The sequence below is a fragment of the Catellatospora bangladeshensis genome, from assembly GCF_016862575.1.
Lineage (GTDB): Bacteria > Actinomycetota > Actinomycetes > Mycobacteriales > Micromonosporaceae > Catellatospora > Catellatospora bangladeshensis.
In genome coordinates this window covers 117,480-133,083 of the sequence record NZ_BONF01000038.1, presented here as the reverse complement: position 1 = coordinate 133,083, position 15,604 = coordinate 117,480, and the positions used below count along the sequence as shown (strand labels likewise).

Below are 15,604 nucleotides of genomic sequence, written 5' to 3'. Positions count from 1 at the left end.
TCCGGCTACGAAGATCTCCGCGCTTCGGCGGGCTACGAAGATCTCCGCGCTTCGGCGGGCGGATGTGCGCGCCTACTGGGCGGGCCGCGGCGACTCGTCAGTTCCGACCGCTGGGTGCTGCGCGATGTTTCACGTGAAACACGGAGATCGTTGGTCGTCCGCGATGCGCGCGGACCGGGTTGGGCAGAAGGCTTGATGGCAGCCGGTGAGGCACTGACGCGTGGGTAAGGGAACGTAGGGAACCTCAGCGAGTTGGACGCGACCCGCGAGAGGACCCCGCAAGAGGACCGGCGCTCAGCCCTCCGCCGACTTTGAGGCCCGAGTCGAGTGGGCGGGTCGAGGCGTGGGCGGGACCCGCGTCGGTCTCCACGCTCGCTCGGGACATCCAGCCCTCGCGACAGTCTCGATTGCCGAGACTGGGCAGTCCACATACCGCGGTCGGACCTCGCCTGCCGCCCTCGGGTGAACCTCCAGGGAGTTCCGGACTGGGTGGTGTGAACCTTCTGAAGCGCCTGCCATCGTTGGGTCGACCTTGAGCGGAAACGGCGGGGCTTGGGCGACCAGACTCACGCCTAGCCGTATGGGGTGAGTACAGACGTCGTGGCGACAGGCGGCGAGCCCCGGCTGCGCCCTGCGATAGGCGGCTGAAGTGCCGAATACGTCGCCTCGCGGAAACTGGTGGGACACGACGTTCCGGGCGACCCCGTGGGTGGGCCTACTTGCCGTTCTCGATCTGGCTACGAGTGCGCTGAGTTCGGAGACCGTCCAGCCTTCCCGGTTGGGGGGCTGCCGAGACCTGCCAAACCTATGGCACGCCCCCGCCATCCGCCCTACTGACGATCCCCAACAACACCACCGTCAACAGCCCGATCACCGACGGGGACCGGCCCGTGCTCGCCAGCCTGGCCGACGGCGCCCGCGCCGGCCGCGCGCCCGTGCTCGCCGCGCTGGACCAACGAGGCCCGGCGCCGGTGGCACCCTTGCACGGTTCGCGGCGAACCAGAGTCGCATGGCGCGCCGGCCCCGACCGGCGATTGGGTCGGTCGCGCGGCCCTGGGATGGCATGAGAGCCATGGCCGGTGTCATCGCGAACCTTCAGTTGTGACCATGCCCCGTAGCAATGCTCTCTGCGCCGGTGCCGCATCGCGGGCGGATCGAGTTCGCCACGGGTCTGGATGGCACGTGAGGGCAGCACTTGGGCGATGTGAGGGAAGGGCCCTCATCGTTCGCTCGCGTGGCCGGGGCGATCGCCCGGTGACTTGAACTTGGGCATTCCTGACGCCGAAACACGAACGGCATCCGTCCGGGACTAGTTGGCGGCAACCTGGTTCAGGCGATGACACACCATCCGGATGGCGGGAATCCGTCGGCACCGTGGTTTCAAGTACGAGATGGCCGACCGCGAGGGGTTGAAGCGTGCTGCTTTCAGGGTTCAAGCCGGGTCTGTCCGAACGGGCGGCGGTGCCTCCGGTGAGCGCCTTGCGCGGCGAGTTGGACGAGAGCGTTGACCATCCAGATCTGCTCCCCCACGCGCTTACACCGAGTTGGTCAGATCGCCGAGAGCGGTACGCACGCCACCGACTCTGCGTTGGCGGTGTTGTGAATCCGAGCCGCCCAACGATCCGTCGAGTGATGGCGGGTGAATCTGCCGAGCAATGGATGGCGGACCGGGGAGGACTCCCCCGCCGACCTCTGCTCTGACGGGCCGGTAGGTCGCGCCGGTTTCACGTGAAACATCGGCGAGGCGCACCGGTGAGCGATTCCCACGGCTGGCGGGCAAGGAGGTCCACCCGTACCGCGCTTTCTCGCACTGCCGCGCCGACGGCACACCCTGAGTGGTGTGGCGACACCGACACGGATTGATCCTTCGCTCATCCGGTGCAGTGGGGGCGACGGCACCGGCACCCGGGCCGCGAACCGGCGTTTGGCGGGAACGCTCATGCACGGATCGCTTCGTGCCGGAGACGAGTGGCATCGCGTCTGGCGACACTCGACGGGCGGCGGTGCCGCACCCAACGGGCTGGACCTGCCGCGGGTGGCGCCCCAGCGGTGTATGGGCGACGGCAGCGCGCCGCGAGTCACTGCAGGACGGGGCTGGGACAAGCGTGTGGTTGCTTGCGTCGCCATCCGTGCACCCCTGAAGGACCCGCTTGGTACTGGGAGGAGGCTGCGGGTGCGTACCGGCCAGAACCCGGACCCGGTCGTCGATCGGCACGGATTCCCTTGGCGCCGCCACTGATGCAAACCGAACGGGCGAGCGTTGGACAACCCAGCCGGCGCTCCGTGGAACCGGCACAGGACTGGAACGCCAACGACGTAACGACGGGAGGTTCAGCGAACTAGCCGGAGTCGCGGCGTTGTCCGGGCGCACGACTGGCGACTTATGACGACAGGTCGAGCCGCGACGCGCGCCAACTCGAACTGCGGAAGTCGGCGGTGTTCCGATGCCGGGGAGGATCGTGTCTCACTCCGGCCGTCGCCTACGACGACACGATTGGGGCCAGCCGGTAGAGGGCTACTCCCCTTCCCCTGCCCGTGCCGACCAGAGCCCTGCTGCGTGAACGGGGCTGACGGAGTCGTTCAGGGGTCCATGGGCACCCGGGCAGTCCTTGGAGTTGCACAGCGCGGACCTGGCACGTGTAGATGCGGCGTCGTCTGACCTGAAGACCGCGAATCGTGGGCCGCGGCCCGCTGGGTGGGGTTGGCCGAGACGCAAGGACCGATCGCGTCGGCAGGTCCGTTGTGTCCCTCGGATGGTTTCGGTTCACGTGGTTCGGGTATTTCGATCCGGGGCCGCGGTTCGGACGCACGGTAGGAGGGGCAACTCGAAATTGTGTAACCGCCTGCCGAGTGCGGCGCGCGGTTGTCGGTGCCAGTCGGAATGAACCGCCGGGCGCCTGCATCTGTGTATCCGTTGCCGGATGCGCCCGGAGGCGCCTTCTCTGTTTCACGTGAAACATGGAGATCGAACTTCGCCGCCGTACGGGCGCCTTCCGCGAAGCCGCGTTCACCACCTCGGTTGCTGGCTCTCGCGAGTGTTCGGCGATACGGCTGGGCTTCTGCCCGGGGGAGACCCCGACGGTTCCTTCTCTGGGCGGGGCGAACGGACGTCGGCACAATCGCTTCTCCTGGCAGGAGCTGCCCCTGAACCACGCGAGCTCGCCCTACTACGTGCGGCGCGCTGAACTTCCGCCGACGGTGCCCGACAACTGACACCCGCGTGTGGAGGTCCAGCGGTGGGTGCGAGCCGTCAGTGCATAGCAAGTGCGTCGGATGGCACCGTCGGGCCACGGTGTCCGTCGCGACCGAAGCCTGCTGTGCCGGACTCAACCGGACTAAGGCGTGACTCCGCCACGAGCACTCCTTGATCGTCATCGGGATGGACAACGTCCCGTCGGTACGACAGAGTGGCCGGCCGCGCGTATCCGGATACAGACCTCGCCCGACTCTGATGCCTCGTTCCGCAGTAGGTGCGGCCCAGAACCGGGGCGCTGACTGGACCGGCCCACCGCCATGCGGTGCACCGTGGAGGATTCGTCACAGCGACGACGTCGGAGGGGCAATGGGGAGGTGCGCCAACCGCTTTCTCGAACGGGCCTGCCAGGCGTACGGACCCGAGTTCCGCGTAAGGGAAGTCCCTCGCCCGAAGCAGGACTCGGTTCGTGAGCCCCGCCCGGCAGGCGGTGTTTGAGGTCGACCGCGTTCGGAACAGAGCCCGGTTGGCGCGCATGTCCGCACGACGGTTGGGTGTCAGCGACTCCACTTCCGGGAGCCGCCTGTGTTGTCGGCCGTGCCGGACATCGCGTGTATCTCCTGCCGCACGCGTGCCTTCATCCCGCGTGGGAATGCTCTGGAGTGGGCAGTGCCAGAGGCGTCGGGCCGCAGTGCCAGAGGCGGCGGGCCGTGGTCTTCCGGTTGTCGCGGGGTCGGTGTATTCCGAGGATGTGCTGTTGCGCGTCGGCCGGCGCCCCGGCTTTGTCGGCCCACCACTGTCAGCCGCGAGGCGCCGGCGTCGGTGCCAGTGCGAAACTGCCCTCGTACCCTTGCGCTGAGACCGCCTGCGGATCGGCGGACTTGCGACAACGGCGGGTGTGGTTTCACGTGAAACACGGAGATCAGCTTCCGCGCGGTCGAACTGCCGTCTGCGCGATCGGGGCCGAACGCGGACTCCCCAATCGACTGCACGACCCGGCCGGCATCTGGACGAAGAAGTCAGATGCGCCTGCCTACTGAACTTCGCGTCCGCCTGTGCGGCGGGAGCCCGGCGGGCGGCGCCTCCATGAGGATCGGGATGTGTGCTGTGGTTCGGCTCGACAGGGCTGGCGTACAGCGACGCGCCTTGCCCTCGACACACCTGCGTCCCAACTGCGCGGCGTCTGCTGTAGGAGCCGGGCCGATCAGGCGACAGCGCCGAGTAGGAGACAGGCCCGGACAAGCGGCACCTCGGACAGACAACAGGGCTGCAGCACGGGATCCGACGGCTATGGCCTCTAGACCTGCCGACGGCAGGTGCTGGAAGCCTTCGGTGGATGTTGCCCGACTCGGCGGCAGGACTTGGCAATCTTGCCCCGCTGCTTCGCCGTGCCTCATCCGGACACGAGTCCGGGCGGCTCAGGGATACGCCGACCGACACGGTTGTCGAGTACCGGGATGGTGCCCCGGCAACCGGTCGATCCGTCACCGCGACCAGCCCGGCATGTCCGACGGGTTGACCACCTGGGCGGTATGGAGGCAGACCCAGGTTGTTGTCGACGGCACACGGAGTCCGTTGGGACGTGGCATCGGGTTCGAGGAGCGCCGGTTGCCGCTGGTGACCCCGCCGCGAGGTCAGTTCTGTGAGCCAGTCGGATTCTGTGAGAGCGGCGAGGACCCGGCCCACGAGCCCTCCCCTGTCGGCGGCGTGAACGGAACGAGGAAACGAGTTGTCGTGGACTCGAGGGTGCCCCGGGCCACAGTTGGTGCGCTGGGTGAGCGACGACGTTCGACCATATCCACTGCAGTTGGTCCGACCAGCCGCTGGCGTTCTGTCCCACCGGCCGCTCTATCTGGGAACGCGGCGTGTTGGCCGTCGCTGGTATCAGGGGGACACCACAGGGAGAGGGTTCCGGTGGCAGCACCCGGCGGGTGGCAGATCGCGGTTGGACCCGGACTAGTGGGATCCACCAAGTCGAAGGTGCCTCCCCGGAGAGCCGGAACCCAGAACCTGTGCGCGACGTTGAAGGCCCGCTCCCGCGCCGGTCGCCAACACCCCGAACCGGACCTGCACGTGACCAGAAGCGGTGGATCCGGCGAAGACGAAGATGAAGACAAAGCCGCCACTACGAGCCTGCCTGGTCCAGGAGGGCCCGGAAAGTATCGGTCTGCCACCGGAGGGCCAAGGCCGGGCGCAACCGCAGTGGTCCCGCAATCCGCGCCGCTGCTAGAAGTTGCCGCGGGCCGTGCGTCGGCCGGCTCGGCTGACTCGAAGCGACTGGCACCTGACCAGGCCGCCCCTGGGCGCCGCATTGGTGTGCGCGACAGGCGTATGGACTGGCGTTCAAGGCGGCGCAGTAGGCCGTCTAGAACAGCCCTCGCAGGTCGGTAGTTGGCCGGACGCCACCCGCATTTTCCGGTCGCTTACGAGTAGCACCCCGTCTGGAAGGTGCGACTGACGACTGGACGCCGCTCGGCGGCTGCTGCGTTGGCCGCGTGCCGGTGCGCTCGGCCTGGCCATTCCTCCGGTGGACAGCTGGCCGCCGGAGCGCCCGCGCGTCCCATCCGCACACCGGTCCGCGGTCCCGGTTGGCGGAGGTGTGGCCGGTGCTCCGTTCGATCCGGGCGCCCTGAACGCCGGCGCCGACCGCGCGGTGGCCGGACCCGGCGGGGCCGCGCGGACCCCGCGGGAGGCGAGCGCGAGCACCGCGGCGACACCGGCCGCGAGCACCGCGGTGACACCGGCCAGGTGAGTGTCCATGGCGGGCGGCCAGGTTCGCGCACCCAGGGAGTTCCCGGGTGAGCGGTCGGCTTACCTCGCGCGGACCGGCGCGCGGCCGAGGTCGGTGCCCGGGGGTATGCCGGGCGGGCGCAGCACTGCCGCGTATCGCGCCTCTCCAACCGGCAAAGCAACAACGGCACGGTCGGGTTGGTGGCGGATGAGCACCTCAGCAGACAAGACACCCACGGTACGGCGACCGGCCAGGCGCACGTCGGTGACTACGGCGGCGAAGGCACCGGCAACAGGTCACAGGTCACAGGTCACAGGTCAGGCTTGCTAGGTGGTGCGCGGTCAGCGCAGGCGGCCATGAAGGCCGGACCGGCCGGTTGCGGTAGGGCTGGGCGCGGACGCCGGTCAGTTACCAGACGCCCCCGCCCTTGTTGCTGCCCGTCACCTTGGGCGAGGGTCGGCTTGGACCTGGTGGGCAAGTTGGCCCAGTGAGTTCAGCAGGCCGGGTAGGCCGGCAAGATGGTCCGATAGGCCAGTGAGTCCGGTGGGGCTAGTGAATCCGGTGGGCCTAGTGAATCCGGTGTGCCCGGAGGGTCCAGAGGGCCCACCTGGTCGAGGCGGCCCATTTGATGTGGTGCCCGCCGCACGAGGGCGCCCCTAGTCGAAGCAGCACACGGCCCGCGCAGCGATGGGGAATCGGGCATCCGCTGCCAGCGACGGGCCACTCGGAGAGCTTTCGTGCTCCACTACCTGGCGCTGAACGCCGGAATCCCACCCCGTCCGGCGATGAGCAGTAGCCGTACATCGATGAACTTCGACTAAGGATCGACCGACCCAGTTAGTTGTCGGCACCTGCCGAGGTCGTCATGGCGTAACCGACTCGACCGGGGTCGCGGGACCGGGCGGTTTGCCTGCCCACACCCCTGCCCACATCGCATCCCGTAGGTATCAACAGGTACGCATGCCCAAGGTTAACGATCTTCATGCACCCGCCGGAGTGCGATGAAGGTCACGTATCGCCTGTCCACAGCCTTGCACTGTCCTCTTTCCACAGCCGAAGCCGGGTTATCCACAGGCCGTGTTTCACGTGAAACACAGCTCCCCCATCGCGTGAAACCCCGTTCCCCCAACGGGATGTGCACGTAGAAACGTATGGCGTCAACGTGTAGACCCGATTCGTGGCGGCGCTCACGATGTCACGTTCCACAGGGTGTGCCACCGCTATCCACACAGTTATCCACAGGGAGATCCTGGCCTGTGGTTTCACGTGAAACCCGGGCCGGAAATCCACAGGCGGGGGAAGACAGGAGTGGCAGGCTGGGCTAGATTCTGCAGGTGGCCGATACCCCGATGCCCCTTCCCGGCTTCACCACCTGGCCCTCGTTCCCCTTCGAGGGCGATTTCAAGATCAAGCATCTTGACCCGCCGGTCGAGTCGGAGCCTGCTCGCAAGGGTGAGGACTCCGCCGACTGCACTGCCTGCACGGCACCTGACGACGCCTACATCTGGGTGAACGAGCGCTGGCGCGTACGCACCATGGACCGCCCGACGGGCCTGCCCATGGTGCTGATGCTGGAGCCGCGGTCGCACCTCGACCTGGGCGATCTGCCGAACCTGCTGGCGGCCGAGCTCGGTGTCATGACGGTGCGGCTGGAGCGGGCCATCCGCTCGCTCGACAGTGTTGCGCGAGTCCACGTGTACCGGTGGGGTGACGGCGCCGCGCACCTGCACGTGTGGTTCATGGCCCGCCCGCACGGTCAGCTCCAGCTGCGCGGCACGTTCCTCCCGCTGTGGGACGACATCCTGCCGCCCATCCCGGAGGAGCAGTGGCGGGAGAGTCTGGCGCATGTCGCCGCGTGGCTCGCCGAGTTCGGCGGGACGCCCCTGGCACAGCCGCCGCGCATCGACTGGCAGGCCCCGGCCAAGCTCACGGACGACTGAGGCACACCACATATCAACCCGCGAGGGCCGCAGCTTCTATACAGAAGCTGCGGCCCTCGCTCTGCTCTCAGGTGCTCGCTGCTTCCGCCACGTGCTGCCCTCATCACCCCGGACGCGCCGGTTGGCCGTCGAAGGTCGCGGTCTCGTGTCAGAAAGTGCAGTCTGACCGCAGATCTCGACACGAACTAGCGATCTTCACCGCAGCCGAGGCCCGACCCACCTTGCGGGGCGCGCCGCTCCGGGAGCGGATTCCCCAGCTCCGGGAGCGGGCTCCCAGGTCCGGGAGCGGAGTTCCGGGTCCGGGAGCGGGCGTCGGCTGTGCTCCGATCAGCCTCGACGCCGGCGCCCTGCGCGAGCGCCTGGCCGGTGTGCCCGGACACGTCGATCGGTCTGGGACCCCGAGTTTCACACGCCTGGCGTGGGTAGCCGCCCGGGTCCGGAAGCCGACCCGGAGGTGGGCCGCCGGACGCCGGGGCTGGGTGAGGGGCCGAGGGCGGTGGCTAAGCGCTCGGCCGGGCGGCGGCGCGGGTGACGAGGCGGGCGATGACGTCACCGAGGTCGAGACCGCCGGCGTGGACCGCCAGCGGCAGCAGTGACGTCTCGGTCATGCCCGGGGAGACGTTCACCTCCAGGACCGTGCACTCCCCCGCCGGGGTGACGATCAGGTCGACGCGGGACAGGTCGCGCAGGCCCAGCGCCTGGTGTGCGGCGAGGGCCGTCTTGACCACTGCGGCGCCCGTCTCGGCGGACAGCCGGGCGGGCGCGTGCCAGGTGGTGAGGCCGGCGGTGTACCGGGCGGCGTAGTCGTACACGCCGTTGCTGGGCACGATCTCCACGGGCGGGAGCGCGAACGGCCCCTCCCCCAGGTCGAGGATGGAGACGGCTACGTCGACTCCCTCGACATAGCGCTCGACCAGAGCGGTCTGGTCGTATGCGAAGCACCCGACCATGGCGGCCGGCAGCGCGGCGGCGTCGCGCACCACGGCGGCGCCCAGCCCCGAGCCGCCCTGGGCGGGCTTCACCATGAGCGGCAGGCCGAGCCGGTCGACGATGCGGTCGAGCACCGCGACGGCGCCGAGTTCGGAGAACCGGTCGTGCGGCAGCGCCACCCATTCCGGGGTGGGGATGCCGCACTCGACGAGCACGGCCTTGGCGGAGGGCTTGTCCCAGGCGAGCCGGGCGGACCGTGCGTCGGGGCCGACGTACGGCACGCCGCACAGGTCGAGCACGCCGCGCAGGGAGCCGTCCTCGCCGGTGGAGCCGTGCAGTGCGATGAAGACGGCGTCCGGCGGATCGGCCTTCAGGGAGGGCAGGAGCGACACGTCGGCATCGAGCATGTCCGCTTCGACGCCGACGGCGCGCAGCGCGTCGAGCACGCGGCGACCGGATCGCAGCGAGACGTCGCGTTCGTAGGACAGGCCGCCCGCCAGCACCAGGCAGCGAAGGTCGGCCGGGACGGCGGGCGTGGTGGACGGTGCGGTCACCCTCGAATCATGCCAAGTCGGGACCGGGCGCGTGCGCACCGGGCCGCGGCAGCTCCATCGCCGCGTCGAGCGGGCCGGTGTCGCCGAAGACGGCCCGTACCGCCAGCTCCTGCTCGACCACGCCGGCCAGGCGGCGGACGCCCTCCCGGATGCGCTCGGGCGCGGGGAACGAGAAGTTGAGCCGCAGGTGCTGCTGGCCGGTGCCGTCGGCGTAGAAGCCGGTACCGGGCACGTACGCGACGCGTGCGGCGATGGCGCGGGGCACCATGGCCTTGGAGTTGAGCCCGGCGGGCAGGGTCGCCCAGACGAACAGGCCGCCCGCGGGACGGGTCCAGGTGGTGCCCTCGGGCATCAGGTCGGACAGCGCGGTCAGCATCGCGTCGCGCCGCTCGGCGTAGATCTGCTGGTACGTCTTGAGCTGCTGGCGCCAGGGCATGGTGGACAGGTAGGTGCTCACCACGGACTGGGCGAAGTTGCTCGGGCAGAGGATGTTCGCCTCGGTGGCGATCACCAGCTTGTCGCGTACCGCGTGGGGGGCCAGGATCCAGCCCACCCGCAGACCGGGCGCGAAGGTCTTGGAGAAGGTGCTCAGGTAGAAGACGCCGTCGCGGCGGCGGGCGCGCAGCGGCCGCGGCGCCTCGCCCTCGAAGCCGAGGCGGCCGTAGGGGTCGTCCTCGATGACGAGCAGCCCGGCCCGCTCGCAGATGTCGAGCACCTGCTCGCGCCGCTCCTCGGAGAGGGTGACGCCGGCGGGGTTCTGGTAGGTCGGGATGGTGTAGAGGAACTTGACCCGGCGGCCGAGCCGCCGCTGCTCCTCGATCGCGGTCTCCAGCGCGGCCGGGATGAGGCCGTCGTGGTCCATGGCCAGGTGCACGACCTGGGCCTGCGCGGCTTGGAAGACGCCGAGCGCGCCGACGTAGGTGGGGCCCTCGGCGAGCACGACGTCGCCCGGGTCGAGGAAGAGGCGGGAGATGAGGTCCAGCGCCTGCTGGCCGCCGATGGTGACCACGACGTCGTCGGGCGACGCGCCGACCGAGGCGTCGATGCCGACGTCGGCCATCAGGGTGCAGATCTGCTCGCGCAGCTCGGCCATGCCCTGGCCGAGGCCGTACTGCAACGCGCTGGCGCCCTGCTTGGCGACCAGCTCGCCGATGACCTCGCCGACGGCGTCCAGCGGCAGCGCGGAGATGTATGGCATACCGCCGGCCAGGGAGACCACCTCGGGGCGGTTGGCGACGGCGAAGAGAGCTCGGATCTCGGAAGCGGTCATCCCGCCGATACGCTGCGCATATCGATCGGTGTAATCGTCGAGCGTGGTGCCCGTCTCCGACACGGTCCCTCCCCGGCCTGGACAAACAGCTGGCCGTCAAATCGTACGCTGGGTCAGGTGCCCCCTGAACCGACATTCGGTCGAATCCATCCTCCGGGATAGGTGCAGCAGGGCTGTAATCGGGCGTAAAGTCGGTTAGTTGGCTCGGCGACGGGCCATAAGTCGGCTTGCGCGGTGCCTGCCGCGGTAAAAGCACGGAGCTGCTCATGTCACGCAGAGTGGTGAATCTGACGCTGGACACCCTGGAGGACCTGCCCAAGGGGTGCCGGAACTGCGTGTTCTGGGAGCTTGATCCGGTTTCCGCCGAACGCGCGTGCGCCGCCGGGGATCCCGGGCTGGAGAAGGAGGCGTGGGTCTCGCAGACCCTGCTGGAGTGGGGCTCCTGCGGCAAGATCGCCTACGTCGACGGCATGCCGGCCGGGTTCGTGCTCTACGCCCCGCCGATGTACGTGCCGCGCGGCAACGCCTTCCCCACCTCGCCGGTCTCCCCCGACGCGGTGCAGCTGATGACGGCGCACGTGGTCGCCGCGTTCGCCGGGGGCGGGCTGGGCCGGGTGCTGATCCAGTCGGTGGCCCGCGACCTCACCAAGCGCGGCGTCAAGGCGATCGAGGCGTTCGGCGACGCGAAGTTCGGCGAGCACGCCGAGGAGGACTCGCGCCAGTTCAGCTGCCTCGCCCCGGCCGACTTCTTCCTCGCCGTGGGCTTCAAGACGGTCCGCCCGCACCCCCGCTTCCCGCGGCTGCGGATGGAGCTGCGGACCGCGCTGTCGTGGAAATCAGACGTGGAGTACGCGCTGGAGAAGCTGCTCGGTTCGATGAGCCCGGAGCTGCTGCGCCCCGGCGTGCGCCCGGCGGTGCGCAGCACGACCAACTAGCGCGCCACCGGCCGGCCCCGCTCCCGGCTAGCCGGCCCGTCCGGTCCGCGGCAGCGGGGCACGAGCGGCCAGGTCGGCCCGGTCGGCGGCGGCCCGGCCAGAAGCCCAGCCGGCCAGGTTGCCGATCCGCGCCGTGCCGGTCGTCCGGTTCGGGAACAGCTCGTCGAATGCCGTGGTGACCGCCTCGGTGCGGGCGGCCAGCACGGGCACCAGGTCCGTGCCGGCGGCCGCCTCGGCGTGGCCCTCCTCGGCCGCCTCGGCCAGCCGCTCGCCGATGCGGTCGGCGTACGCGCTCAGGAACGCCTGCCGGAACGAGCGCACGTCGTTGCGGCCGTAGCGGTCCGGCCGCGCGTTCGCGGCGGTCATCGCCCGCACCGCCTGCACCAGCAGCGAGGTGTAGAGCAGCTCCACGGCGTCCAGGTCGGTCTCGAAGCCGACCATGGTGCTCAGGCCGTACTCCTTGAAGTTCACCGCGCGGCAGTTGTTGGCCTTCGCGACGACCTGGAGCAGCAGCGCTTTCGGGCCCTCGTACGGGTTGGCGATGACGATGCGCCGGGTGTCCGGGCCGTCGCCGCCGCCCGCGGTGGCGTCCAGCAGCGCGTGGTCGATGCTGTGCCGGGCCATCAGCTGCTGCGCCTTGGCGGTGAACGCCTCGGCCTCCTCCGGGAACCCGGTCGACTCGGCCTTGGCCAGCAGCGCCCGGATGCGGTCCAGCATGCGCTGGTCCGCGGCCTGCGTCGCGCGGCTCGCGGTCCGCCGGGGCGGGACGGGCGAGCCGGGCGCGTGCCCGGCCTTCTCCAGGCGCGGCAGCTCGTGGTGGATCCAGCGCATCAGCTCGAACGCGCCGCCGAGCACCTTCAGCCGGTCCAGCCCGTGCCGCTGCCCGAAGCCGGCCAGGTGCTCCTCGTCGGCGCCCCACCAGACCGCCGCCTCCAGCACCTCCAGCTGCGAGTGCCAGCGGGCCGTGACGGTCTCGGGGGCGTGTGCCCGCATCCGCCCCGCGCTGGCGTCGCTCAGCAGGCGGGTCATCCACGCGGTCACGGCGGCCGGAGCCTTGACCTTGGCGGCGAAGCGGCGCAGGGCGTGGTCCAGCTCCGCAGGCTGCCAGTTGAGGTCCCACGCGTGCTGCACCGCCAGTTCGGCCGCGTGCAGGGCGGCGGCGCCGACCGCGCCGGAGTCCAGGGTGCTCGCGTACACGTCGTCGCACGCCCTGCGGAAGCCCCGCTGGTCCCGGTGCCGCAGCGCGACGAGGACCTCGGCGAACATCCGGTCGGCGTAGCGGCGGTGCGCGGCGGCGCCGTCGGTGGAAGGAGTGGTGGCGGCGGTCATGAGCTGGGCAGGGCCATCCGCAGCGCGCTCACGTCGATGGTGCCGGTCTTCACGTCGATCTCCACGGGGTAGTACATGCGCTGCACGGCGGCGACGATCGCCTCGACCACCCGCTCGCGGAACATCGGGTCGATGAGCTGCGCCCGGTCCTTGGGCGAGGTGAGGTAGCCGACGTCGACGCGCACCGCGGGCATGCGGGTGTAGCGCAGCAGCTCCCAGGTCTTGGCGTGGGTGTGGCAGTTGCGCAGGCCGGTGCGGGCCACGATCTCCCGCTGCACCAGCCCGGCCAGCCGCTCCCCCATCGTCGAGGTGACGCCGTTCTCGGTGCCGTAGTGGTACGTGGCGACGCCGTCCGCCTGGGGGTTGTGGTGTCCGTCGATGTGCAGGGAGATCAGCAGGTCGGCGCCCATCTCGTTGGCGAGCTGCGCCCGGTCCAGGTCGCTGGGCGCCTCGATGGGCAGCGGGCCGCGGGTCAGGTGCACGCGCATGCCCGCTGCGGCGAGCCGGCCCTCCAGCCGGGTGGCCAGGTCGTACGCCAGATCCGACTCGGTCCAGCGGAGCGGGCCGTCCGGCACCACCACGCCCGGGTCCGAGCCGCCGTGGCCGGGGTCGATGATGATCTGCCGTCCGACCAGGCTGGGCCCGGTGTGCCGGAAGGTGACCTCCTCGCGCAGCTTCAGCGGCGAGCCGCCGACCACCTTGCGGCCGAGCCGGCGCAGCATGTGCAGGGTCTCCGGGCCGCACGAGCCGTCCGGGGCCAGGCCCATCTCCCGCTGGAACGCCGACAGCGCGCGCGCCGTGCGCGGACCGTACGTCCCGTCGGTGCGGCCGACGTCGTACCCCATCTCCAGCAGGCGTTCCTGGAGCTGGCGCACGTCGTCGCCGCGCAGCGGGTTGGTGACGCTGTAGTAGAGGATGCGGGCGCCCAGCGTCCACCGGGCGGCGTCCAGGGCGCGCCAGGTCTCCGCGCCCACCTCCCCGTCGACGGACAGCCCACGGTCCTGCTGGAAGGCGCGCACGGCCCGCTCGGTGGCCGGGTCGAAGAACTCGGCCTCGGCGGGATCGGGGGCCGGCGGCAGCAGGCGGAGCGCGACGAGAATCGACCGGATCTCGGTGACGGCCGGGCCGCGCTCACCGCGCTTGATGGCTCGCACGACGGACCTCCTGGGAAACCTCACAAATGCCACCGGAGCCTACCGCGCCGTGCCGGTGGGTGGTGAGTCTCCAACCTGGCTCGAAACGGCGCGCCGCCCGGTTCGCGGCATTACCTGTCATGATCGCGTACCCGGAACCGGCCCGGAACATGTCGCGGGGCCCTGAGCACCAGCTCAGAGCCCCGTGCGACGCGCGTTCAGCGCAGAGTCAGAGTGCCGACTCGATGAGCCGGACGATGTCGCCCTTGGGCTTGGCGCCCGCGACCGACTGCACCGGCTGGCCGCCCTTGAACAGGGTCAGCGTCGGCACCGACATCACCCGGTAGGCCCGCGCGGTCTCGGGGTTCGCGTCGATGTCGAGCTTCACGATCGTGACCTGGTCGGCCATCTCGCGCGCGATCTCCTCGAGCACCGGCGCGACCTTGCGGCACGGGCCGCACCACTCGGCCCAGAAGTCCACCAGCACCGGCTTGTCGGACTGCAGTACGTCACTGACGAACGTGGCGTCGGTGACCGCCTTCGCGGATCCCATTCGGGTCTCTCCCATCTCAGAAAACTCTGTTACGTCGTTGGTGTCGCGCGCTAGTGCGCGAGGAAGCGCTCGGCGTCCAGGGCCGCGGTGCAGCCGGTGCCGGCCGCCGTGATGGCCTGGCGGTAGGTGTGGTCGACCAGGTCGCCCGCGGCGAACACGCCGGGAAGGTCGGTGCGCGAGCTCGGGGAGTCGACCTTCACGTAGCCCTCGTCGTCCATGGCCACCTGGCCGCGGAACATCTCGCTGCGCGGGTCGTGGCCGATGGCGACGAACACGCCGCTGGTGGGCAGCTCGCGCTGCTCGCCGGTGACCACGTTGTGCACGCGGACCGCGGAGACCTTGCCGTCGGTGCCGATGACCTCGTCGATCACGGTGTTCCACTCGACCGAGATCTTCTCGTTGGACAGGGCGCGCTCCGCCATGATCTTGCTGGCGCGGAACTCGTCGCGCCGGTGGATGATCGTCACGTGCTCGGCGAAGCGGGTGAGGAAGGTCGCCTCCTCCATCGCCGAGTCGCCGCCGCCCACCACCACGATGCGCTGGCCCCGGAAGAAGAAGCCGTCACAGGTGGCGCAGGACGACACGCCGTGGCCGAGCAGCTCCTGCTCGCCCGGCACACCGAGCGGGCGCCAGGCCGAGCCGGTGGAGAGGATGACGGCGCGGGCCTTGTACTCCCGGTCGCCGACCCAGACGCTCTTCACGTCGCCGGCCAGCTCGACCCGGGTCGCGTTGTCGGTGATGAACTCGGTGCCGAACCGCTCCGCCTGCTTGCGCATCTGGTCCATCAGCTCCGGGCCCATGACGCCGTCCGGGAAGCCGGGGAAGTTCTCCACCTCGGTGGTGGTCATGAGCGCACCGCCCGACTCCACGCCCTCGATGAGCAGCGGCTTCAGGTTGGCACGCGCTGCGTACACGGCCGCGGTGTAGCCGGCCGGACCCGAGCCGACGATGATCAGGTTTCGGACGTTCTCCACGAGACGCGCTCCCTAGGATCGACACGAACGTTCGCGCCGTGCTTGTCGCAGGCTGAAACGCC

The 15,604-nt window shown here is 70.1% G+C and carries 7 protein-coding genes and 1 pseudogene; 2 read left to right on the top strand and 6 right to left on the bottom strand.

The window, feature by feature from the left end; translation table 11 throughout:
- Positions 1-7,258: 7,258 nt before the first annotated feature.
- Positions 7,259-7,852, top strand: a pseudogene (locus tag Cba03nite_RS29330) (hypothetical protein); the annotation flags it as partial.
- A 512-nt stretch (positions 7,853-8,364) separates the two neighbouring features.
- Here the strand turns inward: Cba03nite_RS29330 and Cba03nite_RS29325 are convergent.
- Both Cba03nite_RS29325 and Cba03nite_RS29320 read right to left on the bottom strand, forming a co-directional pair.
- The gene (locus tag Cba03nite_RS29325; protein ID WP_203752984.1) at positions 8,365-9,348 is read right to left on the bottom strand and encodes a D-alanine--D-alanine ligase family protein; all 984 of its coding nucleotides are present in this window, start codon (positions 9,346-9,348) and stop codon (positions 8,365-8,367) included.
- A gap of 7 nt (positions 9,349-9,355) precedes the next feature.
- Positions 9,356-10,618: an aminotransferase-like domain-containing protein gene (locus tag Cba03nite_RS29320; RefSeq protein ID WP_203752981.1), complete on the bottom strand. Its 1,263-nt coding sequence runs from the start codon at positions 10,616-10,618 to the stop codon at positions 9,356-9,358.
- Positions 10,619-10,884: 266 nt separating this feature from the next.
- On the opposite strand from Cba03nite_RS29320, the gene Cba03nite_RS29315 reads away from it, so the two are divergent.
- Complete coding sequence (locus tag Cba03nite_RS29315) at positions 10,885-11,553, top strand: GNAT family N-acetyltransferase (RefSeq protein WP_203752978.1); 669 nt, start codon at positions 10,885-10,887, stop codon at positions 11,551-11,553.
- A 27-nt stretch (positions 11,554-11,580) separates the two neighbouring features.
- Here the strand turns inward: Cba03nite_RS29315 and Cba03nite_RS29310 are convergent, their stop codons facing one another.
- The 4 genes from Cba03nite_RS29310 to trxB all read right to left on the bottom strand — a co-directional run bounded on the left by Cba03nite_RS29310 (position 11,581) and on the right by trxB (position 15,542).
- Positions 11,581-12,882, bottom strand: coding sequence for a DUF2786 domain-containing protein (locus tag Cba03nite_RS29310; protein WP_203752975.1), 1,302 nt, complete (start codon positions 12,880-12,882; stop codon positions 11,581-11,583).
- Positions 12,879-14,036: an N-acetylmuramoyl-L-alanine amidase gene (locus tag Cba03nite_RS29305; protein WP_203752972.1), complete on the bottom strand. Its 1,158-nt coding sequence runs from the start codon at positions 14,034-14,036 to the stop codon at positions 12,879-12,881. The genes Cba03nite_RS29310 and Cba03nite_RS29305 overlap by 4 nt, the downstream gene beginning before the upstream one ends.
- 208 nt (positions 14,037-14,244) lie before the next feature.
- A complete protein-coding gene (gene trxA, locus Cba03nite_RS29300; protein ID WP_203752969.1) occupies positions 14,245-14,568 on the bottom strand; it encodes a thioredoxin in 324 nt (107 codons plus the stop codon).
- A 50-nt stretch (positions 14,569-14,618) separates the two neighbouring features.
- Complete coding sequence (gene trxB / locus Cba03nite_RS29295; protein WP_203752966.1) at positions 14,619-15,542, bottom strand: thioredoxin-disulfide reductase; 924 nt, start codon at positions 15,540-15,542, stop codon at positions 14,619-14,621.
- Positions 15,543-15,604: the final 62 nt, after the last annotated feature.

Excerpts from the sequence above, each read along its gene's own strand:
- Cba03nite_RS29320 (WP_203752981.1), bottom strand. The coding sequence starts at position 10,618 with ATGACCGCTTCCGAGATCCGAGCTCTCTTCGCCGTCGCCAACCGCCCC.
- Cba03nite_RS29315 (WP_203752978.1), top strand. The coding sequence starts at position 10,885 with ATGTCACGCAGAGTGGTGAATCTGACGCTGGACACCCTGGAGGACCTG.
- Cba03nite_RS29310 (WP_203752975.1), bottom strand. The coding sequence starts at position 12,882 with ATGACCGCCGCCACCACTCCTTCCACCGACGGCGCCGCCGCGCACCGC.
- trxA (WP_203752969.1), bottom strand. The coding sequence starts at position 14,568 with ATGGGATCCGCGAAGGCGGTCACCGACGCCACGTTCGTCAGTGACGTA.